Consider the following 23538-nt stretch of genomic DNA (forward strand, 5'->3'; position numbering starts at 1 on the left):
GAGGCCGCCACGCAGGCGGCCACCGAGCGTGACGAGGCCCGCGAACAGGTGGCCGAGCTGCGGGGCGAGCTGGAGATCGCCCGCCGCGAGATCGCCGCACTGACCGAACGCCTCGAGGCCCAGAGCGACGAGGAAAGCGCGACGCGACTGCTGTCCGTGGCCAAGTCCCAGGCCGCGGAGGTGACGTCCCGGGCCCGCGTGGCGGCCGAGCAGACGTGGAAGGCAGCCGAGGAGGCGGCGTCGGCGCTGCGCGACCGCTACAAGGACCTGCTCGCGGCCCTGGACGACCAGCACACCGAGCTGACCCGTACCCACAAGTCGGTGATGGCATCGGCGAAGGCGCAGGTCGAACGGATGACCACGGAGGCGGAACGCCGGCGCGAGGCCATCGACAAGGACGCCGAGCAGGACCGGATCCGCATCGACCGCGAGTTCTCGGAGTCGATGACCGCCAAACGCGAGGCGCTGAAGAAGGAGATCGCGGAGGCGAAGTCGGCGAGCGAACGCGAGGCCGTCGCCCGCCTGACCGCAGCCGACGAGGAAGCCCGCCGCCGCGTGGCCGCGGTGACCGAGCAGGTCCAACGCCTGACGATGGTCCGCAACCAACTGAACGAACGCCTCCGCGACACGAAGGAACTGCTGGACCTGAGCTCGTCCCTCCTGGAACCGGTCGACGGCGAGACGGCGGCGGTCACCCCCGCCCCGACGGAGGAAACCCCGAAGCCAGCCGAGACCGACGCGAAGCAGGCGGACGCCCCGACAAAGCGCGTCCCACCCCAACGCGACGCGAAGCGCCAACCAGCGAAGCGCTGAACAGCCACAGCTCTCCCCGGTCGCAACGCTCGGCGGTCGCAACGCTCCGCGGTCCAAAGCGCTCGGCGGTCCAAAGCGCTCGGCTGTCGAAGCGCTCGCGTCGCAACGCTTGGCGTCGCAACACTCGGCAATCACCACACTCGCCAGCCACCACACTCGCCAGCCACCACACTCGGCAATCACCACGCTCGCCAGCCACCACGCTCAGCGGTCACAACGCTCCGCGATCCAAAGCGCTCCGCGGTCCAAGCACTCGGCGTCGCAACGCTTGGCGGCAACAACGCTCGGCAATCACCACGCTCGCCAGCCACCACGTCGAGGAGCCGCAGGCGCCCAGCAAGCACAGCGCCAGCGCACTCGACATGGCGGCCGGAAGCCTCGGCCCGCTGCGCTCCCGCGCGTTGGGCCGGCTGCGGGCCGCGCCGCCGAGCAACCCACAGCAGGCGGCAGCCACAGCAGGCGCCACCGAGGCACCAAGGCACCAAGGCAGCGCCGAGCCCAGCTCCAGTCAGATCACGCGCGATCCCAGGGAAACCGGCAACGGCGCCAATTCAATTCGCCCGAAACCGGCCTCAGTGGTTGAGAACAGCCCCCACCCATCCCGGGGGGCCGGCCCCGGTCCCATTCTACCGGCAGGCACCGACAAAACCGCTGGTCAAGCCTGCTTCTGGATAACTTTCCCGCGGATTGTGGACAACTTCCCCGCGAAGTCTTCCGTTCGCGCGTCGATACGCGTGAGTGAGCGCGTCAGGCCATCCCGTACACCCGGGTCACCGGGATCCGCAGGACGAGCCGTTGGTCGGCGACCATGGCGGCGCGGTACTCGTCCCAGTCGGGGTGCTCGCCCGCGATCGACCGGTACACCTCGATCAGCTCCTCGACCGTCGCGTCGTCGGGTGTGGACGCCACGGGGGTCAGCTCCGCCGAGCCCTCGGCCACCACGTAGGACCGGAAGTCCGGCGCGCTCACGTAGAAGCTCACCCGCGGGTCGCGCCGCAGGTTCTTCGTCTTGGCGCGGCCGTCCGTGATCGACACGCGGATGGTCCGCCGCGCGGGGTCGAACGCGTAGCTCACGTTGGACAGTTGGGGGCGGCCGTCCTGTTTGAGCGTGACCACGACCCCGTTGTTGCGGTCGGCGAGCAGTGCCAGCAGGCGATCTTCCATGCCCCTGATTCTGCAACCTCCAGCTGGATCGAGGTCAAGCCGCCCGGTCCGCGGCGGCGGCCGCGCACGTCCCCAGGATCAGCGCGGCCACCTGCTCCGGCTCGTCCATCATCGGCACGTGGCCCGCGCCGTAGAGCCACTGGTGCCGGGCGCGGGGGAGCAACGCCGCCGCGCGCCGCGCCTGCCGGGGCCAGAGGATCCGGTCCCGGGTCCCCCACCCGACACTCACCGGCACGGTCGGCGGCGGCCCGGCGAACGTGTACGTCCGGCCGGCCTCCGCCACCAGGTCGAAGCCCTTCGCGCCCACCATCGACAGCAGGTCCGCGAGCATGATCTCCGCGGTCATCCGCGACGGGTGCCCGTAGAGCAGGCAGCCGGCGGCCATCCGGAAGTACCGGTTGCGGACGAACGCGGCCCGCAACCACTCGGGTGACCGGCCGCTCGCCCTGATCAGCGTGAGCACGCGCAGCGCCCACTCCCGGTCCCGCCCCGTCCAGAACCCGGCGGGCGCCAGCGCGGTCGCCGACGACACCAGCCCGCGGGACGCCAGCTCCAGGCTGATCGCCCCGCCCAGGGAGTTGCCGGCGACGTGCGGGCGCCCGAGGCCCAGGTCCGCGAAGATGTCCGCGCAGGCCTGGACCGCGCTCGGCATGTCGTAGCCCCGGCCCTCGGGGAGCAGCGGCGAGGCGCCGAAGCCCGGCAGGTCCACCGCGATCACGTCGTGCTCGGCGGACAGCGCGTCCAGCACCGGCTCCCACGCCTGCCAGCGGTGACCGATGCCGTGCAGCAGCACCAGCGGGCTGCCGTTGCCACGCCGTTCGAACGCGATCTCGATGGGCATGCGCCACCTCCCCGACGAGTGTTACCGCGATTAACAGTAACTCAGTACTCGTCGTGGAGTCGCCACCAACTGCTCGGCCCGTCGCTGCCGCGGCCGGACTCCTCCCAGGCCTCCTGCCGCCCGAACGGGGTCAGGTCGAGGTAGCGCAGCGTGGTGACCAGCAGGTCAGCGCCGCGGCCGGAGGTGAAGTAGGTCCGGTAGACGTCGTCGCCCTCGCGGAGGAACACGCTCAGGCCGAAGAGCGTGCCCGCGCCACTGTCCTGGGTGAAGTCCGAGCCGTACGTCGAGTACCAGGGCACGGTCCAGCCCATCCGCTCGCGGTACGGCTCGCTCTCCTCGAGCGGTGCGGGCGCGGTGACCACGAGGGTGGTGTCGCGAGCGTGCAGGTGCTCGGGGTGGGTGGGCATGTGGTCGACGAGCAGCGAGCAGCCGGGGCAGCGGTGGGAGTCGCCGGGGTGCAGCATGAAGTGGTAGGTGATCAGCTGGCGCCGGCCCTCGAACAGGTCGAGCAGGGACTTCTCGCCGTCGCGCCCGTGGAACACGTACGGCTTGTCCCAGCGGACCATCGGCAGCCGCCTGCGCTCGGCGTTGACCGCGTCGAGGGCCTTCAACGCGGCCTTCTCCCTGGTCAGCAACGCCTCGCGGGCCCGGGCCCACTCCTGGGCCGAAACCACCTGCGGCATGGTCGTCGTGGTCATGTGTTGTCTCCTCGGTTCGTGAGCGTGGCGAGACAGGCGTTGAGGTCGTCGAAGGTCGAGCGCCAGCCGTCCTGGTGGCCGTCGCGGTCCTCGACGGACTCGAAGATCGCCTGGTGGAACGTCATCTCGGTCTTGCCGTCGCGGTCGTCGAAGGTGATCGTGACGAGCGTGTCGTGGCCCGGCGTCCCCTTCGGCTCCTCCCAGGCGAAGCTGAAGGCGAGCCGCGCCGGGCGGTCGATCTCGTGGTAGACCCCGCCCACCCAGCGCTCGACGCCCTCGGCGCTGTTGCGGATGCAGGCCCGCCACTGGCCACCCTCGGCCAGCTTGACCGTGCAGGCCTCGGCGGTGAACCCGGTGGGGCCGAACCACTTCGCGAGTTGGTCGGGGTTCGTCCAGACCTCGAAGACCAGTTCGCGCGGAGCGTCGAACACGCGGGTGATCGTGAGGTCGAGGTCAGTCATCGTGTCCCTTCTGGAGGTCGCGGAGGTGTTGGTCCAGACGGTCGAAGCCGTCCTCCCAGAACCGGCGGTACTCGGCGAGCCAGTCGGTGGCCTGCCGCAGCGGCGCCGCCTCCAGCCGGCACGGCCGCCACTGCGCGGTGCGGCCGCGGGTGATGAGCCCGGCGTTCTCCAGGACCTTCAGGTGCTTGGAGACCGCCGGCAGGCTCATGGCGAAGGGCTCGGCCAGTTCGGTGACCGAAGCCTCCCCCCTCGCGAGCCGCGCCAGGATCGCCCGCCGCGTCGGATCGGCCAACGCGGCGAAGGTCGTACTGAGCTGGTCCACTGCCATGTCGTACTCAACCATCTAGTTATTTAACCGACTGGTTGAACATAGCCTCTGCCCCCACGGGCAGTCAACACCGTGGAGTTGGGCAGGCGCTTTTTCGTCGCGGAACGCGATCGAGTGTGTATTCAGCGTGTCGAGTTCGACGCTCACCTGCGTTAACACAAACGATTCCACGAATGGACATGGAATCGTTCTCACACTGCGTGTCAAAGCAATTGCTGGGAGTCGCCGAGAACGGTCAGAAACGATGCCTGTTGTGCCCCCGACCGGATTCGAACCGGCACTCCACCCCTTTTAAGGGGGCTGCCTCTGCCAGTTGGGCTACGGGGGCAGCCGCAGCCTAGGACGAGATCATGTCGCCACGGGAGGGTTTTCGGAAAATCCCTCCGCTGGCCCAAGCCGCGATACGCCGGTTGGCGCCATCCACACTGGGCTGGATAAGGCTACCGATCGGTGTATCCGAAATCGTTATGTCAGCTTCGTGACACGCGGTCGAACTCGGCACGTGGATTGTTGATCTGGCCCATGGAGATGACCTCACGTCGTAACAGTCCACTCAGTAGCCAGTCGGCTACTACCCGGAATTTTCGGTTGAACGTCGGGACGCGCGAGACGTGGTACGCGCGGTGCATGCCCCACGCGACGAAGCCCTTGGCCTTGCGGTTGTAGACGTCCGCGACGCCCTTGTGCAGGCCGAGGCTCGCGACCGAGCCCACGTTCTTGTGGTAGTAGTCCTCGGGCTCCTGACCGCGCAGCACGGCCACGATGTTCTTGGCCAGCTGTTTGGCCTGCCGCACCGCGTGCTGGGCGTTGGGCGCGCACAGCGCGTTCGGGTCCTCGTCACGCCGCGACAGGTCCGGCACGGCGGCGTTGTCACCGGCGGTCCACACGTCCGACAGGCCCTCGACCTGGAGTGCGGCGGTCGCCTTCAGCCGGCCGCGCTCGTCGAGCGGCAGGTCCGAAGTGGCCAGCACCGGGTTGGCCTTGACGCCGGCGGTCCACACGATCGTGTCGCTGTCGAACTCGGTGCCGTCCGAGAGCACCACGTGCCCGTCCTCGAACGACTTGGCGAGCGTCGAGAGGTACACCTCGATGCCGCGCTTCTCCAGCTGCAGCACCGTGTAGGCGCCGAGGCTCTCGCGCACCTCCGGCAGGATCCGGCCGGCGGCCTCGACGAGCACCCAGCGCATGTCCGACGGCTCGATGCCGTCGTAGTAGCGGGTGGCGAAGCGCGCCATGTCCTCGAGCTCGGCCAGCGCCTCGATGCCGGCGAACCCACCGCCGACGAACGTGAACGTCAGCAGCTTGCGCCGCAGCTCGGGGTCGCGTGTGGTCGACGCGGCGTCCAGTTTGGACATCACGTGGTTGCGGAGGTAGATGGCCTCACCGATCGTCTTGAACGCGATGCCCTGCTCGGCGAGCCCCGGGATCGGCATCAGCCGGGCCACCGACCCGAGCGCGACGACGAGGACGTCGTACTCCACCTGCTCTTGGTGGCCGTCGGGCGCCTCGATCTCGACGCACCGGTTCGCGTGGCTGATTTTGGTGGCACGCGCGGTCAGCACGTGGCAGCGCTTCAGCGCCCGCCGCAGCGGGACGACGACGTGCCGCGGCTCGATGGCGCCGGCCGCCGCCTCGGGGAGGAAAGGCTGGTAGGTCATGTGGGGCTGCGGGTCGATGACGGTCACGGACGCCTCGTTGCCCTTCAGCTTCCGCTGCAGGCCCAACGCGGTGTAGAGGCCGACATAGCCGCCGCCCAATATCACGATTCGCTTCGGTTGCGAAAGTCCTCGACCCATATGTTCATGGTGTCACCTTCTCGCTGAGCACGCCCGTCCCCCCACCTCAGGTGTGGCTTAACGCTCACTTCACACGCTGGAGCCACACGATCACACCCGCGACCCCCGCGAGCCCCACCAGGGCGACAGCCTCGACCAGCGGCGAGTTCCGGCCGGCGGGCAACACCCCGACCAGCAGGACGAGGGCCGCCATCACCGCCTGGACCAGCAGGAACCGCAGTGCGGGAGCACGCAGGGCACGCAGGTGCACCTGCCCGGCGGCCGGCATCGCCCCGGCGATCCCGCAGGTGATGTGGAACAGGTGGACCAGCGGCACGAGCACCAGCACCTCGGCTCGCAACGGAGCCCCGTCCACGACCGCGACGAGCACGGCGGCCGTCACGACCACCCCGGCCGGCGCCGGCGAGGCGGGCGCGTAGGCCGACGCCAGCACGGCCGGCAACAGGATCAGGAGCGTGCCGACCGTGGCCCCCTCCCGAAGCGGCACCAGCACGATCGCACCCCCGACCACGAGGATCACAACCCGCAACAGGAACGCCGGCACCCCCCGCCCGACGACCAACCCGTCACCGGCGCTCACCCGCACCACCCCCAGACCGAACCAACCCCACTGACCTGCTCATCCGCACGAAAGTCCCACTGGTGCGCCGGGGGGTCCCCCGATTTCAACGCTACCCGGCAGCACCGACAGCCACCGCCGCTCAAACGGCAACCGGCGACGAGACCACCCACCCAACCCGAGCGAAAGTCCCACTCGTGCGCCCGGGGGTCCCCCGATTTCAACACTACGCAGCAGCACCGACAGCCACGGCCGCCCGAACGGCAACCGGCGACAAGTCCACCCACCCGACCCGAACGAAAGTCCCACTCGTGCACCAGGGGGTCCCCCGGATTCAACGCTACCGGGAAGGACCGACAGCCATGCCTGGCCGAACGGCAACCGGCATCAACTTCACCCGCCCAACCCGAGCGAAAGTCCCACTGGTGCGCCGGGGGGTCCCCCGATTTCAACGCTACCCGGCAGCACCGACAGCCACCGCCGCTCAAACGGCAACCGGCGACAAGTCCACCCACCCAACCCGAACGAAAGTCCCACTCGTGCACCAGGGGGTCCCCCGATTTCAACGCTACCGGGAAGGACCGACATTTTTGGTCGCGCGCTGTGTGCGGGGTCGTCATGCCCGTCGCCTTCTTCTGGCCGTGCGCAGGAGGGCGGCGATCGGGGCGCCGGTCTCCCAGCGGAGTACCGGCACGCCGTGTTCCTCCAGCGCTCGTACCCGCACCCGGTGCTCGGCCCGCAGCACCGACACCACCGCCGGTCCCCATGGCGTGGTGCGGTCCGGGTGCAGGTCCGTCGGCAGCAGGTCCACGGCCATCACGAGCCGGCCGCGTCGAACGGTGTGGACGACCAGGTCCACCACCTTGTCGTCGAGGAACGGGGACAGCACCACCACCGTCGCGCCCGGTGGGACCTGTGCCAGGTTCAGCACCGGGTCGCCGCTGCCCGCCACCCGGCGCGCGGCGCCCACCAGCTGGTGGCGCATCCGTTGCAGGTGCCTGTGGCCCGAACCGACCGGCACACCGCCGCGCGGGTGGCCGAGGTCGACGAGCCCGACCCGGTCGCCCTGCCGCAGGAACGTCGCGGCCAGGCTGATCACCGCTCGCGCGCCGACGTCCAGGCTTCCGCCGGGCCGGACCTCGGCGCCCACCGACTGCGCGTTCCACTCCCCCACCTCCTCGTCCACGTCGAGGCGGCTGTCCAGCGCGAGCACGAGGTCGGCATCGGCCTCGGCGTGACGTTCGCGGACGTGCAGGGTGTCGGGGGCGAGCTCACCGCCGCGGGCGGCAGCGGCTCGCAGGGACACCCGCCAGTCGACGCGGCGGAGGCGGTCGCCGGCCTGGAAGGCACGGATGTCCCGCAGTTCCATGCCGTCGCCCGGTCGGGCGGACCGGTGCGCGCCGACCAGGCCGGCGGCACGCGGCGGCAGCGGGCCGGGCGGCAGCGGGTCGATCGGCGGCAGCACGGTGTGGTGCGCGACGGTGCCGACGACCGGGCCGAACAGGTACAGCCCGTCGTGGCTCGCGAACAGGTAGTCCGGCCGCAGGTAGATGCCGTGACCCCAGGACTGCCACGTCACGACCGTCCGCACGTCGCCGGTGACCGCCGGCAGCAGGTGCACCGGGCCCGTCCCCGGCGTGCCGGGCCTCGGCATGCGCAGGGCGGCGAGCACCGCCCCGTCGCCGGGTGCGACGGACACTCCGATGGTGGCCTCGCGGTCGGCGTCGTCGGCCTCGGGGTACGGGCGGGACACCACGGTCGGCGTGCCGGTCGGCGGTTTCACCAGCAGCAGGCCGATCACCAACGGCATGCCGATCAGCACCAGTTCCAGCCGGTGCAGGAGCACGCCGACGACCACGAGGCCGAGCCCGCAGACGACCGCGCGGACGAGCGCGTCGGTCCGCCGCCACCCCTCGGTGCGGACCTTGCGACGGGTCTCGAACCAGGTGCTGACCCGGTTCCTGGCACCCACGGCCACGATCTGGTCGACCCTGTCGGGTGCGGTCACGGCGTGTCCGGCAGGGTCGTCGCGGGACCGGGGACCTGGCCGAGCAGCTCGGTCACCACCTGGACACCGGTCACGCCGGAGCTCCACGTCTCGGCCCGCATCGTCAGCCGGTGCGCGAGCGCGGCGACGGCGCACTCCTTCACGTCCTCCGGCAGCACGTACTCGCGGCCGTCGAGCACCGCCAGTGCCCGCGCGACCAGCAGCAACGCCTGCGAGCCTCGGGGCGACGCGCCGATCTCGACCGCGCGGTGCGTGCGGGTGGCGCCGGCGAGGTCGACGCAGTACCGCAGCACGTCCTCGTCCACGCCGACCCGTTCGAGCGCGGCCTGCAGGTCCGCGAGCCGGGTGGCGTCGATGACCGCCGACAGCTCGGTCTGCTCGCGCTGCCGGGCGAGGCGGCGGCGCAGCACCTCGGCCTCCTCGTCGGGCGGCGGGTAGCCGACGTCCAGCCGCAGCAGGAAGCGGTCGAGCTGCGCCTCCGGCAGCGGGTAGGTGCCCTCGTACTCGATCGGGTTCGACGTGGCCAGCACGTGGAACGGCCGGGGCAGGCCGAAGGTGCGGCCCTCGACCGTGACCTGCCGCTCCTGCATGGCCTCCAGCAGCGCGGCCTGCGTCTTCGGCGGCGTGCGGTTGATCTCGTCCGCGAGCAGCAGGCCGGTGAACACCGGCCCCTCGCGGAAGCTGAACTCGCGCTCGGCCGGGTCGTAGATGAACGAGCCGGTGATGTCGGCGGGCTGCAGGTCGGGGGTGCACTGGATGCGGCGGAACTCCAGGCCGAGCGCCTGGGCGAGGCTGCGGGCCATGAGTGTCTTGCCGAGGCCGGGCACGTCCTCGAACAGCACGTGCCCGCCGGCGAGCACCGCGGCGAGCGCGAGCCGCAGCGTCCGGTCCCGCCCGACGACGACCTCGCCGACGGCGCTCAGCACGGCGTTCGCCTCGGCACGGATGTCGGTGGTGGTCAGCACAGTTCCTCCAGGCGGCGCATGAGTGTGGCGAACGTCTTCGGTGGCGGCAGCTGGGCGTCGTGGGCGGTGAGCAGGTGGTGCAGCTCGGGGCCCAGCCTCTCCCTGGCTTCCGGTGTGTTCAGGTCCTGGCCGACCGCCGCGCGCGCGATGCGGCGCAGGCGGGGCTGGACGCGTGAGGTGAAGCGGTACTGGTCGAGGGTGGCGCGCTCGAGGCGCTCGGTGAGGAAGCTCGCGTGCAGGCTCACGCTCGCCGTGGGCGGGTCGGGCTCGGGCGTCCAGTCCGCGTCGAACGTGCCGGCGAGCAGCCCGCCGGCGAGGGCGACCGCGGCGGCGGGCAGTGCCATGAGGATGGCCCACTGGAGCGGGACGTTGACGGCGTAGAGCGCCACCACGACGGTGGCCGCGGCGACGACGACGGCGAGCAGGGTGAGGCGGACGTTGCTCATCGGATCGTGGCGAGGATGCGGTCGAGGGCGGTCCTGGCCTGCTCGGCCTCGCGTTCACCGCTGTCGTGGCCGAAGCGGGCGCGGTGGTAGAGCGTGCGCAGCTCGTCCAGGGCGGCCTCGTCGGTGGTTTCCTTCGCCAGCAGGGAAACCGTGAACTCGGTGGCGGTCTGGTGCGGTGCGCGCCCGTGCTCGGTGGCGTTCTCGAGGGTGGCCCAGGCACGGATGACGGCGTCCCGTGGCTCGCCGCCGGCACGGGTGAGCAGGTCACGTGCGTGCGCGACGGCGTCCTTGAGCCGCAGCCGCATGACGGTGTCGACGGTGCCGTCGCCCGAGTCGACGGGGACGTTGACGCCGCCGCCGACGCGGCGCCGGATCCGCAGCCAGGAAAGCACGGACAGCACGACGGCGAGCAGGACCATGACCGCCGCGATCCCGATGACGACCCGCGCGAACAGTGCCGGGTCGTTGACCGAGTACTGCATGCCGCTGCCGGACCCGCTGCCCCCCTGCAGGGGGACGTAGGGCAGCCCCGGGTCGATGTGCAGGTTGTGCGCACCGCCGGGCACCCCAGAATCCCCACGCGCGACGAGCACGCCGAGCAGGAGAAACGCGGCGACGGCCACCCCCATGGCCAACCGGGAACCCCTCATCCGAGTCAGCATGCCGGACCGCCCTCATCCGCGCGAACATCCTTGTCCGGATCGAGACCTACAGCCACCACTCGACGGCGGCCAGCTCGTCGCCGGTCAGGCCGGCTGCGGGATCGACGGGGGCGAGGAGCGTCGGCAGGTCACGCCTGGCGAGGAAGCGCTCCCTCGCCGAAGGCCGAAGCCGTCGTCCAGCCAGGCGATCGGCCGCCCGTAACCGAACCGCCGACTGCGCGGACCGGCGAACCCGACCACCCGCAGCGGCGGCAGCCTGAACGCGGCGTCGTCGGTGGCGTTGGCGTCGTGCGACCAGTTCGTGGCCCGGGCCAGCTCGACCCCGGTCCGCTCGGCGAGGCCACGCAGCGCGGGGTCCGTGGTTCGGTTGGAGCCAGGCCTGACGACGGCGCCACCGGTGCGCGAGGTAACCGGGAGGGCGGGCCTTCGCCGCCCACGGGCTGGGCACGCCGTCGATGTCGAGGAGCGGCAGAGGTCTCGCCATCGTGGCCCGCATCGACGAGGGCCGCGGCGGCGACTCTCCTGGCCTCACTGTTTCTTGATCAACGCGCGCCCAGATGGTTGCGGACAGCCCCCACCCCATCCCGGGGGCGGCCCCGGTCCCATTCTACCGGCACGTGCCGACAAAACGCCTGGTCGTCGGCGCCTGTGGACAGCTTTCAGCCGATCGGTGTGAGCGAATGGGACTCTCGTACGCGAACCATCGACGGTGAGGCTGCTTCAGAGTCCCGCCACGGTCTTGGCCTCGGTCAGGACGGCTTCCAGCATGGCCGGGGTCAGTTTGCCCGTGAAGGTGTTCTGCTGGCTCACGTGGTAGCAGCCCAGCAGCGTCAGCGGCGCCGGGCCCTCCAGCGGGACCACCACACCGTGGCCGAACTTGGGCCGGGGCACCGGAATGCGCCACCCCGCCGTCGACAGCACCGGCAGCAGGGCCTGCCAGCCGAACGCGCCGAGCACCACGATCACCTTGAGCGTCGGGGCGAGCAGGGCCAGTTCGGACGCCAGCCATGGGCGGCAGTTGTCCCGCTCGGTGGGGGTCGGCTTGTTCTCCGGTGGGGCGCACTTCACCGGGGCGGTGACGCGCACGCCGTACAGCGACAGGCCGTCGTCGCGGGAGACCGCCGTGGGCTGGGACGCGAGGCCCACCGCGTGCAGTGCGGCGTAGAGCACGTCGCCGGAGCGGTCGCCGGTGAACATGCGGCCCGTGCGGTTCGCGCCGTGGGCCGCGGGGGCCAGGCCGACGATCGCCATGGCCGCGTCCGCGGGGCCGAAGCCGGGGACCGGGCGACCCCAGTAGTCCCAGTCCGCGAAGGACGCGCGCTTGACGCGGGCCACCTCCTCGCGCCAGGCGACCAGGCGGGGGCAGCGCCGGCACGTCGTCACCTGCTGATCCAGCTCGGCCAGGGCGTTCACGACTGAGCCTCGCCTCGCACGCTCCGCCAGGCCAGGCGACAGTCGTGGTGCCCGATGATCCGCTCCGCAGGCTCCGCTCACGCGGTCCAGCATGCCAAAGTCGTAATGTCCCCCGCATGGCAGACACCACCGGCGAAGAGACCAAGGCGCCAGAACCGACCGACGACCTCGTCACCACGTCCCACACGCTCACGGTCACGCGCCGCAAGCTGAACTACACCGCTACCACCGGCCGGCTCGTGCTGCGCAAGGAGGTGCTCACCGACGGCAAGTTCGACGGGCACCTGCCCAAGGCCGAGGTCTTCCTCACCGCATACACCCTCGACGACGCCGACCCCACGCAGCGGCCCGTCACCTTCGCGTTCAACGGCGGCCCCGGCTCCTCCAGCGTCTGGCTCCACCTCGGGCTGCTCGGGCCGCGCCGCGTGGTGTCCGGGGACGCCGGTGACCTCGCGCCGCCGCCCTACGGCCTCGTCGACAACCCCGAGTCCCTGCTCGAGCACAGCGACCTCGTGTTCATCGACCCCGTCGGCACCGGGTACTCGCGGGCCGCCGCGAACGAGAAACCCGGTGACTACCACGGGTTCAAGGGCGACATCGAGTCCGTCGGCGAGGTGATCCGGCTGTGGACGACCCGCAACGGGCGCTGGCTGTCGCCGAAGTTCCTCGCCGGGGAGTCCTACGGCACGACCCGCGCCGGTGGGCTCGCATACCACCTGCAGCACCGGCACGGCCTGTACCTCAACGGGATCGTCCTGATCTCCGCCGTGCTCGACTTCGGCTCGCTCGACTTCACCAAGGGCAACGACCTGCCCTACGCGACCTTCCTGCCCACCTACGCGGCGATCGCCCACTACCACGGCCTGCTCGGCGACCGCCCGCTCGCCGACGTGCTGACCGAGGCCGAGGAGTTCGCCGCCCGCGACTACCCGTGGGCGCTGGCGCAGGGGCACCGGCTCTCCGCCGAGGACCGGGCCGCGACGGTCACGAGGCTGGCCTCGCTCACCGGGTTGTCCGAGGACTTCATCGACCGCGTCGACATGCGTGTCGAGCACGTCCGCTTCTACACCGAGGTCCTGCGCCACCGCCGCCAGACCGTCGGCCGCCTGGACGGCCGGTTCACCGGCTGGGACCCGGACTACGGCCGCGAGCACTGGGAGAACGACCCGTCCTTCACCGCGCTGACCGGTGCGTACGCGGCCGCGCTCAACCACTACGTCCGCGCGGAGCTGGAGTACCCGAACGACCTGCCCTACGAGGTGATCAGCGAGTCGACGGGCGAGAACTGGTCGTTCAAGGAGTTCGAGAACGCCCACGTGACGGTCGCCGACAAGCTCGCCGCCGCGATGCGGGCCAACCCGTACCTCAAGGTGCACGTCGCGTCGGGCTACCTCGACGGCGCCACGCCGTACTTCGCGACCGAGCACGTGCTCGCGCACCTCCAGCTCCCGGCCGAGCTGCGGGACAACATCGAGGTCGCCTACTACGAGGCCGGCCACATGATGTACGCGCACGAGCCGTCGCGGCTCCAGCAGTCCAAGGACATCGCCGCGTTCGTCCAGGCCGCGTCCAACCGCTGAGGCAACCGAACGCGGCGCGAGAGCGTGCACCTCGGGAGCACTACCAACCGAGGTGATCAGTGTGCGTTCTCCGAACAGCCCGTTGACCAGGCTGGGCCTGGCAGTCACCGCCACACTGCTGGGCCTGGCCACGGTCACCGCCGCGGCCACCGCCGACCCGACGGACCCGTCCGCGCCGCCGACGTCCGGACCCGCACAGCCGCCGTCGACATCTGCGTCCGGGCCGGCGGAGCCGCCGTCGTCGCAACCGGCGGCGCCCCCGTCGGAGACGGAGACGCCACCGTCGAGCGACGGGTCCTCCCCCGTCCCGACGACCTCGGAGTCCGATGTGGACGGTGTGCCGGCCAGGCCGCTGAACGCCGTGCTGGCCGTCACGATGGAGTTCAACAAGAACACCTACCGGGCGGACGAGATCCCCACGGTCCGCGTGCGGCTGACCAACAAGGACAACATGGCGCTGACCGGCATCGTCGCGGTCTGCGAGCACGGCGGGTCCGAGCCGAACCTCACCGGCGAGGGGAAGGGCTGGGGTGCGCTGGCGGGGGACGGCGTGACCATCCCGGGCGGTGCCACCAAGGCCGTCGAGGTCTACGAGGCCATGCCGGCGCCGGCCGCCGACGTCGGCTACGTGCGGGTCGACTGCGCGTTCGCACAGTCCGGTGTGGACTACGGCGCCAACCCGCGAGCACGCGCCGAGGCGGCGGTGCCGGGCCGGCTCGCCGAGTTCTCCGGCGAGATCACCAACAACGACCCCGCGCCGTCACGGGCCGGCTTCCGCGTGCTCCTGACCAGGAAGGGCTGCCCGGTCGTCGCCGAGGGCACGAGCGACGCGGCCGGTCGTTTCTCGCTGGGGCAGCTACCGGTCGGGCGGTACGAGCTGTACGTGGTGCCGCCGTCGGCGCACTGGTTCTTCAAGTACGGCAACCACGTGCCGGTGGACGTGATCGCCAACCGGGACAACGACTACTACGTCGTCCAGGTGTGGGAGGACGACCACGACAACCCCGACCTCGCGCAGCCGCCGAACTGCACGGGCGCCGGCACGCCGACCACCAACCCGCCCGCGCCGCGGGGCAGCAGCACGCCAGGCCTGGCCCACACCGGCGCGAACCTGGTCCTGCCGGGCCTCGCGGGCGTGTTCGCCCTCCTGCTGGGCACCGGCGCCCTCCTGTTCACCCGCCGCCGCAAGCTGACCTGACCCGGTCGCCCCTGGGCACGTCGACGTCCCCAGGGGCGACCTCAGGGCATTCAGCGGAGGAACTGCGCCCCGTTCGTGACCGCGGACCAGGCGTCCACGCTGCCGTGGCCGTAGAAGCCGTTGAACTCCTTGCTGCCCTGGCAGGTCGCCGTGAACGAGGCGTCGCGGCCCTCGTCTGAGTAGTCGACCGTCCTCGGCGTCGGGCACGGGCGCTTGAACGCCGTGCCCTCCAGGACCCGCCGCACGTCGTCCGGGTCCATGGTCACGCCGCGGTCGGTGAACCGGCCGTACTCCGACACGATCAGCGCCGCGACGCCCGTCGCGTGCGGGGACGCCATCGACGTGCCCTGCAGGAACTGGTAGTAGCCGCACATGTCGCCGCGGCACGCCTTCTGCACACCCAGCCTCGCGCCGGTCGGGGTGACCGCGCCCGTCACCGGGTTGATCGTGCCCTCGGCGACGCCGACGTTCCTCGGGTACGCCGACAGGATCAGGTTCTCGTTCGTCTGGAACGCCGGTGTCCCGAAGTAGTCGCGGTAGTAGCCGCCGGGCGCGGACACCGAGATGTGTTCCAGGCCGTAGCTGGAGTAGTCCGCCTTGGCGCCGGACGGGCCGTAGGCCGAGACACCGATCGTGTGCGGGCCCTCGACCGGCATCACCAGGCACGACGAGTTGTCGATGACGCGGTGGTGCGTGGTGCCGACGGGGAAGTTCGGGCTCGTGTCGTCGTCGTGCGGGGCGCCGCTGTCCTCGTGCTCGTTGCCCAGCGAGGCCACCATCGTGACGCCCTTGCCGTGCGCGTAGTTCAGCGCGCGGGTCATGGCGGTGACGGTGATCCGCTGCTGCGTCTGCTGCTCCGGCGTGTCCGCCGGGTTGTCCTGGCAGTTGTACAGCCACGGGTCGACGAAGAACGACATGTTGACCACGTCGAGGCCCGCGTCACCGGCGTAGGTGAGCGCGTCCACGACCGGCTGCAGGAAGAACGAACCCGAGTCCTGCCCGGCACGGATGTTCACGATGGACACCCGCGGTGCGACACCGGAGACGCCGAAACCGTTGGCGGCCGCGGCGATCGTGCCGGCCACGTGGGTGCCGTGACCGCCGTCGTCCCAGTTCGGCGGGTCGACGCAGCCCTGGAACTCGCACGGCCCGTCGACGGTCCTGCCGTTCTCGTCGACCGGGATGTCGTGGGTGAAGTTGCGGGACAGGCCCGCGTCGAAGTTCGGCGCGATGTCCGGGTGCGAGCCGTCGACGCCGGTGTCGAGGACGCCGACCTTCACCCGCCTGTCGCCCGGCTGCACGGTGCGCGCGAGGTCGGAGTGGACGGACGTGAGACCCCACAGCTGCCCGTCGAGCGGGTCCATGCCGGCGGGTGCCGGCCGGCCGCGGCCGGGTCCGCCGCCGTCCGCGTGGTGCTCCTTCTCGACGGCGTCCTGGTCCACCGCGGACCGCTCGGCCGGCGAGTGTCCGATCGCGACGGTGCGGCTGACGTACAGCACGCCCCGCGCGTGGGAAAGCCGGTCGGCGAAGCCGTTCTCCGGCGCGGCCGCGGTCAGCAGGCCCACGGCCGCGTTGCCGTCGGTGACCGTGCCGCCCGCGGTCCGCACGGCCGACTCGACCACGCCGACGTCCACGCCCTCCCGGGCCAGGACGCTGTACTCCACCGTCCTGCCGGACAGCTCGGGCGGCGCGGGGTCAGCGGCCGCGGGCACGCCGACCGCGGCGGCCCCTGCCACCGCCACGGCCAGCACGATCTTCAGTTTCACGCACTCCTCCTCGCCAAGGACGACCGGTGTCAAGGCACGACCGATCTTTCCTCAGCGAAGTGGCACGCACTCGGGTGCTCCCCCACCCTGACGGCCAGTTCCGGCACCTCAGAGGCACAGATGTCGCGTGCCTTCCAACACCTGGTGCGGAAACGACACCCGGATGGTGGATCCACCGGACTCGGAACGTCACCCTCGAGGCGAATGACCTGCCGCTGCCCGCGCATGGTCGGATCGGGTACCGGCACGGCCGAGAGCAGCGCCTGCGTGTAGGGGTGGGTGGGGTGGTTGTAGATCTCGTCCTCGGTGCCGATCTCCACCGTCCTGCCGAGGTACATGACCGCCACCCGGTCCGACAGGTGCCGCACCACGGACAGGTCGTGCGCGATGAACACATAGGACAGTCCGAACTCGGACTGCAGCTCTCCCAACAGGTTCATCACCTGGGCCTGGATCGAGACGTCCAGTGCGGACACCGGCTCGTCGCAGATGATGACGTCCGGGCGCAGTGCCAGCGCCCGGGCGATCCCGATGCGCTGCCGCTGCCCGCCGGAGAACTGGTGGGGGTAGCGGTTGAGGTGCTCCGGGTTGAGCCCGACGACGTCCAGCAGCTCCCGGACCTTGCCCGCCCGTGAACCTTTCGGCGCCACTTCCGGGTGAATCTCGAATGGCTCACCCACGATGTCGCCGACGGTCATCCTCGGGTTGAGCGAGGTGTACGGGTCCTGCAGCACGATCTGGATGCTGCGCCGCAGCTTGCGCAGCTCCGCCCCGCGCATGGTGAAGATGTCCCTGCCCTGGAAGCGGGCGGTGCCGCTGGTCGGCGGCTCCAGGCGCATCAGCACCTGCGCGAGCGTGGACTTGCCGCAGCCGGACTCGCCGACCACGCCGAGCGTCTCGCCCCTGTGGAGGTCGAACGAGACGCCGTCGACGGCACGTACCTGCCCGATGGTGTGCTTGAACAACACGCCCACGCGGACCGGGAAGTACTTGACCAGGTCACGAACTTCGAGGATCGGCTCAGTGCCTGACCTTTCGCTCCGCAAGCTCCGCTCAGACACGGCTGACCAGCTCCTCGGCGTAGTGGCACTTCGACGTCCGCCCGAACCCGAGCCCGTGGTCGGCCGGCACCTCCGCCGGGCACCGGTCGGTCGCCATCGGGCAGCGCGGGTGGAACGGGCAGCCCGGCGGGATGGCGAGCAGGCTCGGCGGCAACCCCTTGATGGTGTTGAGCGTCGAACCCTTCTGGTCCAGCCGGGGCAGCGAGTCCATCAGCGCCGCCGTGTACGGGTGGCCCGGGTTGCGGTACAGCGACACCGCGTCCGCGTGCTCCACGATCCGCCCCGCGTACATCACCGCGATCCGGTCCGCGACCTCCGCCACCACGCCCAGGTCGTGCGTGATGAGGACGAGCCCCATCTCCCGCTCGACCTGGATCTCCTTGAGCAGGTCCATGATCTGGGCCTGCACGGTGACGTCGAGCGCGGTCGTGGGCTCGTCCGCGATCAGCACCTCCGGGTCCAGCGCCAGCGACATCGCGATCATCGCGCGCTGCCGCATGCCGCCGGAGAACTCGTGCGGGTACTGCCGCACCCGCCCCGCCGCGTTGGGGATCCGGACCAGGTCGAGCAGCTCGACCGCACGGGTCCGGGCGTCCCTGCGGGACATCCCGAGCCGCACCCGCAGCTGCTCCTCGATCTGGAACCCCACCGTGTACACCGGGTTCAGCGCGGACAGCGCGTCCTGGAAGATGATCGCGATGCCCTCCGCGCGGACGTCGTTGCGCCGCTCCTCGCTCACCGCCAGCAGGTTCTCGCCGTGGTAGCGGATCTCGCCGCCGGTGACGACCGCCGGCGGCGTGTCGAGGATGCCCATGATCGCCTGCGCGGTCACGCTCTTGCCCGACCCGGACTCGCCCAGCACCGCCAGGGTCTCGCCGGCGTTCACGTGGTAGGTCACGCCGTTGAGCACCTTCGCCACGCCGTCCCGCGTGCGGAACTCCACGAAGAGGTCCTCGACCTCCAGCAGGCGTGCCTCGGGCGCATAGCTCTCGGCCATGTCTCACCTCAGCTTCGGGTCGAGGGCCTCGCGGACCGCGTCGCCCAGCATCACGAACGCCAGGACGGTCACGGTCAGGAAGCCGGCGGGGAACAGCAGCATGTGCGGCGCCACCCGCACGTAGTTGCGTGCGTCGGAGATCATCACGCCCCAGGACACGGCCGGGTCGCGCAGGCCGATGCCGAGGAAGGACAGCGTGGCCTCGGCCCCGATGAACGCGCCGAGCGCGATGGTCCCGTACACGAGGACGGGTGCCAGGCAGTTCGGCAGCAGGTGCCGGAAGATGATCCGGCTCGGGCGGGCGCCCAGGGCGCGGGCCGCCTTCACGTAGTCCTGCTGCTTCGCCGCGATGGCCGCCGACCGCATGATGCGCATGGCCACCGGCCACGACAGCACGGCGATCGAGGCCACCACCGCGAACACGATCGGCAGCGCGCCCCGGATCTGCGCGTTGCGGACCAGGTTGAGGATCACGATCGCGCCGAGCACGAACGGCAGCCCGAAGAAGATCTCGCCGACACGGGAGACCAGCCCGTCGACCCAGCCGCCGAAGTAGCCGGCGAGGATGCCGAAGAAGGCGCCGATCAGCACCGTCAGCACGCTCGCCGCCACGCCGACGAGCAGGGTCCAGCGTGTGCCGTAGATGACGCGGGCGTACACGTCGCGGCCCTGCAGGTCGTAGCCGAACCAGGCCGCGCCCGACGGCGGCTGCCGGGAGAAGTCCAGGTCCTGGTGGTTCGGGTCCACCGAGGTGAACCAGCCGGGGAAGAGCGCGACGACCACCAGCAGGAGGATCACCGCGGTCGCGACGATGAACAGCGGTCCGCGCCGCAGGTCGTGCCACGCGTCCGACCAGAGGCTGCGTGGCCTGCCCGACCGGGTCTCCTGGTGCTCGGCGGCGGTCACGTAGGCGGCGCCCTCGGCTGCCGAGGTCCCGGCTGTGGCCGTGGAAGGGTCAGTCATAGCGGATCCTCGGGTCGAGTACGGCGTACATGAGGTCGATGAGCAGGTTCACCACGAGGAAGACGATCACCAGCAGCACGACGACACCGACGACGATGGTGCCCTGCTTGTCGATGATCCCGTCGAACACGAGCTTGCCGACGCCGTGGATGCCGAAGATGCCCTCGGTGACGATCGCGCCGCCCATCAGGTTGCCGATGTCGGTGCCGAGGAACGTGAGCACCGGGATCGCCGAGTTGCGCAGCAGGTGCACGCCGACGATCCGGCGCTTCGGCTGGCCCTTGGCGAGTGCGGTGCGCATGTAGTCCGCGCGACTGTTCTCCGCGATCGACGTCCTGGTCAGCCGGGAGACGTAGGCCATGGACAGGCTGCCGAGCACGAACCCGGGGATGACCAGCTCGCCCCAGGTCGCCTCGGCGGAGACCGTCGGCGTGAGGATCCCCCACTGGAAGCCGAGCACGATCTGGATCACGAACCCGGTCACGAACGTGGGGAGCGCGATCAGGAACAGCGTCGACACCAGCACCAGGTTGTCGACGAAGCCCCGGCCGCGCAGGCCCGTGAGGATGCCGGCGCTGACGCCGATGACCGCCTCGATGGTCACCGCGACGACGGCCAGGCGCATCGACACCGGCGCCGCGAGCGCGATCAGCTCGCCGACCGACTGCTCGGCGTAGGTCTGCCCGAAGTCACCGGTGAGCAGCGCGCCCATGTACTTCAGGTACTGCACTATGACGTTGTCGTTGAGGTTGTACTTCTCGGTCATCGCCGCGACGAACTGCGGCGGGCACGGCCGGTCGCCGCACAGGCCGGTGAACGGGTCACCCGGCACCGCCCACACCAGGACGAAGATGATGAAGGTGGTGCCGATGAAGACCGGGACCAGCTGCAGCAGGCGGCGGAGGACGTAGCGTCCCATGAGAACTCCTCGAGTACCCCTGGGGGCCGGCTCCCGCGAGGGGAGCCGGCCCGCGAGCCGCTTGTCTACTTGACCTCTACGTAGGAGAGGTCCAACTCACGCGACGGGGTCAGCCGCACGTTGGTCAGCCGGTCCGACCAGGCGCTGACCGACGGCGTCTCCCACAGCGGGACGACGGGCATGTCCTTGGCGATCAGCACTTCCGCCTGGTGGTACAGGCCGTTCGCCTTGCCCAGGTCGGGTTCCTCGTCCGCAGCCTTGAGCTTGGCGTCCACCTCGGGGTTGGAGTAGCCGTTGTCGTCGGCGGAGCCGCCGGTGCGGAAGATCGGGTTCAGGAAGTTCTCGATCGACGGGTAGTCCATGACCCAGCCCGACCGGTAGATCTGGGTCATCTGGCGGGCGTTGATGGCCTGGCGGATCTGCCCGAACGCCTGCACCGGTTCGAAGGTGCAGTCGGTCTTGAGCGCCTCCTTGAGCTGGCCGCACACCGCCTCGATCCACTCCTTGTGGCCGCCGTCGGCGTTGCTGGTGATCTCGATGGGCCCTTTCCAGCCCGACCTGTCGAACAGCTTCTTCGCCTCGGTCGGGTTGTACTCGCACCACTTCCCGCAGGCGCCGGGCTGGTACCCGGGCACCCCTCGCAGCGCGAAACCGTCGAGCGGCTTGCGGTTGCCCTCGAAGATCGTCTTGGTGATCTGCTCCCGGTTGATCGCCATCGAGATCGCGTGCCGGAAGTCGGCGCTGCTGTACTTCGGGTCGTACAGCGGGAACGAGATCTCCTGGATCGCCATGACCCGGAACGCCTTGGCACGTCCCGGCAGGTCGCTCTGCCACACGTTGCCGGCGATGCCCTGCGGCGGCACGGTGTCCAGGAAGTCGAGCTGGTTGCCCTTGACGTCGGCGTACGCGGCGTCCAGGTCGGTGAAGACGTACTTCACACCCTTGATCTTCGGCTTGTCCGGGCCCTGGTAGCCGTCCCAGCGCTGGACCTCGAGGCTCTGGTCCGGCACGCGGCCGACGTACTCGAACGGGCCGTCGCCGATCGGGTTCTTCTTCCACGCCTCCGGGTCGGCGAAGAACGAGTCGGGCATCGGCATGTAGGCCCCGTACCCGGTCTTGATCTTGAAGAGTGCGTACGGCGCCGAGAACTTGATCCTGAACTCGTAGTCGTTCACCTTCGTCAGGCCGGACATCTCCGTCGCCTTCGGCGTCGGGGCCTTCTGCGGTCCCTCCGGGCCGTCCGGATCCTCGGTGTAGACGTCGTCGAAGCCCTGGATCTGGCTGAAGAAGCTCGCCATCTGCTGGGCGTTCGGGCCGTAGGCGGTGTAGTTCCAGGCCCTGATGTAGTTGTCCGCCTTGACGTCGGTGCCGTCCTGGAACTTCCAGCCCTTCTTCAGCTTGACCGTGTACTCGTCCGGCGCGGTCAAGTCGAACGACTCGGCGTTGGCGAGCTTCGCCTCACCGGAGGCCGGGTCGAAGTACATCAGGCCGGTGAACAGCGCGTCGATGATCTTGCTGCCGCCGGACTCGTTGGTGTCGCCCGGGACGAGCGGGCGCTCTGGCTCGGTCCCGAAGACCGTGATCACCGCCGACTTCGTCTTGTCCGCGTTGCCGCCACCCTGTTCGTCACCGGCACCGCTGCCACTACAACTGGTGATGGCGAGCGTCACGGCCAATGGCATCGCGGCGGCAGCGAACAGGCGTCGTCTGCGCATGGGTTTTCCTCCAGCTAAAAACCCCTGCGGTCCGCCGCCCGCGTGCTTCGCCCCGGGCCTGGTGTGCCCAGAACGTTGACAGGACGTTAGCGGCAGCGGAACGACCGGCCAGCCACCCGGGTGTCACAAAGAAATCACAATCCTGACCAACGGCACCGAGCCGGGCGCTGCGAAACGTGCCTGTGACAACGAGCTACCGGTTGGTTTCGGTCGGGCCGCGGGAATTGCCGGAAAGCAAACAGTTCGTCAGCGCAGGGAAAGCGCGATCCCGTCGAGAATGTCGTGCTCGGAGACCAGCAGCTCCTCGATGCCGGCGGTTTCGGCGAGCCGGTCCGCGAGCACCTCGGTGATCAACGCGCCCCCGCCGATGATGTCGACGCGGCCCGGATGGATAACTGAATTGGCCGCACGTTCCTCTTTCGTCGCGCCGAGGAGCCGCTGCGCCGTTCGGCTGATCTCGGCCCGCGAAAGGCGGGACAGGTGCGTGCGTTCGGAGTCGTACTCCGCCAACCCCTGCGCGACGGCGGATATCGTGGTGATCGTCCCGGCGACGCCGATCCAGGTCCGGGCGCCGGCCACCGGCACCGCGTCGAACGCGGGCTGGAGCGTGTCCGCGGCGAACTCCCGCGCCTTCTCGATCTCCGCGTCGGTCGGCGGGTCGCTCGGCAGGCACCGCTCGGTGATCCGCACGCAGCCGATGTCGGTGGACAGGGCGCCGGTCACCTCGGCCCGCCGCCCGTCCCACGTGCCGACGACCAGTTCGGTCGAGCCGCCGCCGATGTCGGTGACGACGAACGGCCCGTCCTCCGGGTCGAGGTCGCCGACCGCGCCGGTGAAGGACAGGCGTGCCTCCTCGTCGCCGGAGATCACCTCGGCCTCGACGCCCAGGACGTCGCGCGTCATGGCGAAGAACTCGTCGCGGTTGGTGGCGTCCCGGGTGGCGGAGGTGGCCACCATGCGGACGCGCTCGGCACCCTTGCGGCGGCAGATCATGGCGTAGTCGGCCAGGGCGTCCCTGGTCCGCGCGAGTGCGGCGACCGAGAGCCGCTTGGTCGCGTCCACGCCCTCGCCCAGCCGGACGATCCGCATCTCCCGGTGCACGTCGCGGAGGTGTGCGCTGCCCGCCCCGTCCCCGTCGTGCTCGGTCAGGTCCGCGACCAGCAGACGGATGGAGTTGGTCCCGCA

22 protein-coding genes and 1 tRNA gene are annotated in these 23538 nt (G+C 70.4%); 3 read left to right on the plus strand and 20 right to left on the minus strand.

The window, feature by feature from the left end:
* On the plus strand, nt 1-813 hold an 813-nt coding region (locus tag ACJ73U_RS19200; protein WP_407779026.1), incomplete at its 5' end, for a hypothetical protein.
* 747 nt (nt 814-1560) lie between these two features.
* Here ACJ73U_RS19200 and ACJ73U_RS19205 read toward each other — a convergent pair.
* The 13 genes from ACJ73U_RS19205 to ACJ73U_RS19265 form a co-directional block, all read right to left on the minus strand.
* Nucleotides 1561-1977: a PPOX class F420-dependent oxidoreductase gene (locus ACJ73U_RS19205; protein ID WP_407779027.1), complete on the minus strand. Its 417-nt coding sequence runs from the start codon at nt 1975-1977 to the stop codon at nt 1561-1563.
* A gap of 34 nt (nt 1978-2011) precedes the next feature.
* Nucleotides 2012-2818, minus strand: a complete 807-nt coding sequence (locus ACJ73U_RS19210; RefSeq protein ID WP_407779028.1) for an alpha/beta fold hydrolase — start codon at nt 2816-2818, stop codon at nt 2012-2014.
* 41 nt (nt 2819-2859) lie between these two features.
* Nucleotides 2860-3516 (minus strand): DUF899 domain-containing protein, encoded by a 657-nt coding sequence (locus ACJ73U_RS19215; RefSeq protein ID WP_407779029.1) that lies wholly within the window; start codon nt 3514-3516, stop codon nt 2860-2862.
* Complete coding sequence (locus ACJ73U_RS19220; RefSeq protein WP_407779030.1) at nt 3513-3977, minus strand: SRPBCC domain-containing protein; 465 nt, start codon at nt 3975-3977, stop codon at nt 3513-3515. Before ACJ73U_RS19220 ends, ACJ73U_RS19215 begins: the two co-directional genes overlap by 4 nt.
* Nucleotides 3970-4305, minus strand: a complete 336-nt coding sequence (locus tag ACJ73U_RS19225; protein WP_407779047.1) for an ArsR/SmtB family transcription factor — start codon at nt 4303-4305, stop codon at nt 3970-3972. Before ACJ73U_RS19225 ends, ACJ73U_RS19220 begins: the two co-directional genes overlap by 8 nt.
* Nucleotides 4306-4559: 254 nt before the next feature.
* Nucleotides 4560-4633: transfer RNA gene (locus tag ACJ73U_RS19230), tRNA-Leu, on the minus strand.
* Between the two features lie 142 nt (nt 4634-4775).
* The gene (locus ACJ73U_RS19235) at nt 4776-6101 is read right to left on the minus strand and encodes an NAD(P)/FAD-dependent oxidoreductase (protein WP_407779031.1); all 1326 of its coding nucleotides are present in this window, start codon (nt 6099-6101) and stop codon (nt 4776-4778) included.
* Nucleotides 6102-6165: 64 nt separating this feature from the next.
* Nucleotides 6166-6681 carry a hypothetical protein gene (locus ACJ73U_RS19240; RefSeq protein ID WP_407779032.1) on the minus strand — a complete coding sequence of 172 codons (516 nt, stop codon included), beginning with the start codon at nt 6679-6681 and terminating at the stop codon, nt 6166-6168.
* Between the two features lie 595 nt (nt 6682-7276).
* On the minus strand, nt 7277-8668 hold the full coding sequence (locus ACJ73U_RS19245) for a DUF58 domain-containing protein (protein WP_407779033.1): 1392 nt from the start codon (nt 8666-8668) through the stop codon (nt 7277-7279).
* Nucleotides 8665-9633: an AAA family ATPase gene (locus ACJ73U_RS19250; protein WP_407779034.1), complete on the minus strand. Its 969-nt coding sequence runs from the start codon at nt 9631-9633 to the stop codon at nt 8665-8667. The genes ACJ73U_RS19245 and ACJ73U_RS19250 overlap by 4 nt, the downstream gene beginning before the upstream one ends.
* The gene (locus ACJ73U_RS19255) at nt 9627-10079 is read right to left on the minus strand and encodes a hypothetical protein (protein WP_407779035.1); all 453 of its coding nucleotides are present in this window, start codon (nt 10077-10079) and stop codon (nt 9627-9629) included. Before ACJ73U_RS19255 ends, ACJ73U_RS19250 begins: the two co-directional genes overlap by 7 nt.
* Nucleotides 10076-10729, minus strand: coding sequence for a DUF4129 domain-containing protein (locus ACJ73U_RS19260; RefSeq protein WP_407779036.1), 654 nt, complete (start codon nt 10727-10729; stop codon nt 10076-10078). The genes ACJ73U_RS19255 and ACJ73U_RS19260 overlap by 4 nt, the downstream gene beginning before the upstream one ends.
* 732 nt (nt 10730-11461) lie before the next feature.
* Entirely contained in the window at nt 11462-12154 is a 693-nt protein-coding gene (locus ACJ73U_RS19265; protein WP_407779037.1) for a uracil-DNA glycosylase, read from the minus strand.
* 116 nt (nt 12155-12270) lie between these two features.
* Between ACJ73U_RS19265 and ACJ73U_RS19270 the strand changes: the two genes are divergently transcribed.
* Nucleotides 12271-13734 (plus strand): S10 family peptidase, encoded by a 1464-nt coding sequence (locus ACJ73U_RS19270; RefSeq protein ID WP_407779038.1) that lies wholly within the window; start codon nt 12271-12273, stop codon nt 13732-13734.
* A 61-nt stretch (nt 13735-13795) separates the two neighbouring features.
* Nucleotides 13796-14932, plus strand: coding sequence for a carboxypeptidase-like regulatory domain-containing protein (locus ACJ73U_RS19275; protein ID WP_407779039.1), 1137 nt, complete (start codon nt 13796-13798; stop codon nt 14930-14932).
* 50 nt (nt 14933-14982) lie between these two features.
* Here the strand turns inward: ACJ73U_RS19275 and ACJ73U_RS19280 are convergent, their stop codons facing one another.
* The 7 genes from ACJ73U_RS19280 to ACJ73U_RS19310 form a co-directional block, all read right to left on the minus strand.
* The gene (locus tag ACJ73U_RS19280; RefSeq protein WP_407779040.1) at nt 14983-16698 is read right to left on the minus strand and encodes a S8 family peptidase; all 1716 of its coding nucleotides are present in this window, start codon (nt 16696-16698) and stop codon (nt 14983-14985) included.
* Nucleotides 16699-16727: 29 nt separating this feature from the next.
* Complete coding sequence (locus ACJ73U_RS19285; protein ID WP_407779041.1) at nt 16728-17759, minus strand: ABC transporter ATP-binding protein; 1032 nt, start codon at nt 17757-17759, stop codon at nt 16728-16730.
* Complete coding sequence (locus tag ACJ73U_RS19290; protein WP_407779042.1) at nt 17752-18756, minus strand: ABC transporter ATP-binding protein; 1005 nt, start codon at nt 18754-18756, stop codon at nt 17752-17754. Before ACJ73U_RS19290 ends, ACJ73U_RS19285 begins: the two co-directional genes overlap by 8 nt.
* Before the next feature lie 3 nt (nt 18757-18759).
* On the minus strand, nt 18760-19719 hold the full coding sequence (locus ACJ73U_RS19295) for an ABC transporter permease (protein WP_407779043.1): 960 nt from the start codon (nt 19717-19719) through the stop codon (nt 18760-18762).
* Entirely contained in the window at nt 19712-20638 is a 927-nt protein-coding gene (locus ACJ73U_RS19300; protein WP_407779044.1) for an ABC transporter permease, read from the minus strand. Before ACJ73U_RS19300 ends, ACJ73U_RS19295 begins: the two co-directional genes overlap by 8 nt.
* A 65-nt stretch (nt 20639-20703) precedes the next feature.
* Nucleotides 20704-22353, minus strand: coding sequence for an ABC transporter substrate-binding protein (locus ACJ73U_RS19305; protein ID WP_407779045.1), 1650 nt, complete (start codon nt 22351-22353; stop codon nt 20704-20706).
* A 246-nt stretch (nt 22354-22599) separates the two neighbouring features.
* The coding region (locus tag ACJ73U_RS19310; RefSeq protein ID WP_407779046.1) for an exopolyphosphatase at nt 22600-23538 on the minus strand (939 nt) is incomplete at its 5' end.

This window comes from Actinophytocola sp. (assembly GCF_045807065.1).
In the GTDB taxonomy this organism is placed as follows: domain Bacteria; phylum Actinomycetota; class Actinomycetes; order Mycobacteriales; family Pseudonocardiaceae; genus Actinophytocola.

What these genes read in the sequence shown, in the direction of transcription:
- ACJ73U_RS19300 (WP_407779044.1), bottom strand. Translation starts at nt 20,638, where the DNA reads ATGGGACGCTACGTCCTCCGCCGCCTGCTGCAGCTGGTCCCGGTCTTC.
- ACJ73U_RS19305 (WP_407779045.1), bottom strand. Translation starts at nt 22,353, where the DNA reads ATGCGCAGACGACGCCTGTTCGCTGCCGCCGCGATGCCATTGGCCGTG.
- ACJ73U_RS19225 (WP_407779047.1), bottom strand. Translation starts at nt 4,305, where the DNA reads ATGGCAGTGGACCAGCTCAGTACGACCTTCGCCGCGTTGGCCGATCCG.
- ACJ73U_RS19205 (WP_407779027.1), bottom strand. Translation starts at nt 1,977, where the DNA reads ATGGAAGATCGCCTGCTGGCACTGCTCGCCGACCGCAACAACGGGGTC.
- ACJ73U_RS19220 (WP_407779030.1), bottom strand. Translation starts at nt 3,977, where the DNA reads ATGACTGACCTCGACCTCACGATCACCCGCGTGTTCGACGCTCCGCGC.
- ACJ73U_RS19255 (WP_407779035.1), bottom strand. Translation starts at nt 10,079, where the DNA reads ATGAGCAACGTCCGCCTCACCCTGCTCGCCGTCGTCGTCGCCGCGGCC.
- ACJ73U_RS19270 (WP_407779038.1), top strand. Translation starts at nt 12,271, where the DNA reads ATGGCAGACACCACCGGCGAAGAGACCAAGGCGCCAGAACCGACCGAC.
- ACJ73U_RS19290 (WP_407779042.1), bottom strand. Translation starts at nt 18,756, where the DNA reads ATGGCCGAGAGCTATGCGCCCGAGGCACGCCTGCTGGAGGTCGAGGAC.
- ACJ73U_RS19215 (WP_407779029.1), bottom strand. Translation starts at nt 3,516, where the DNA reads ATGACCACGACGACCATGCCGCAGGTGGTTTCGGCCCAGGAGTGGGCC.
- ACJ73U_RS19235 (WP_407779031.1), bottom strand. Translation starts at nt 6,101, where the DNA reads ATGGGTCGAGGACTTTCGCAACCGAAGCGAATCGTGATATTGGGCGGC.
- ACJ73U_RS19210 (WP_407779028.1), bottom strand. Translation starts at nt 2,818, where the DNA reads ATGCCCATCGAGATCGCGTTCGAACGGCGTGGCAACGGCAGCCCGCTG.
- ACJ73U_RS19295 (WP_407779043.1), bottom strand. Translation starts at nt 19,719, where the DNA reads ATGACTGACCCTTCCACGGCCACAGCCGGGACCTCGGCAGCCGAGGGC.
- ACJ73U_RS19260 (WP_407779036.1), bottom strand. Translation starts at nt 10,729, where the DNA reads ATGAGGGGTTCCCGGTTGGCCATGGGGGTGGCCGTCGCCGCGTTTCTC.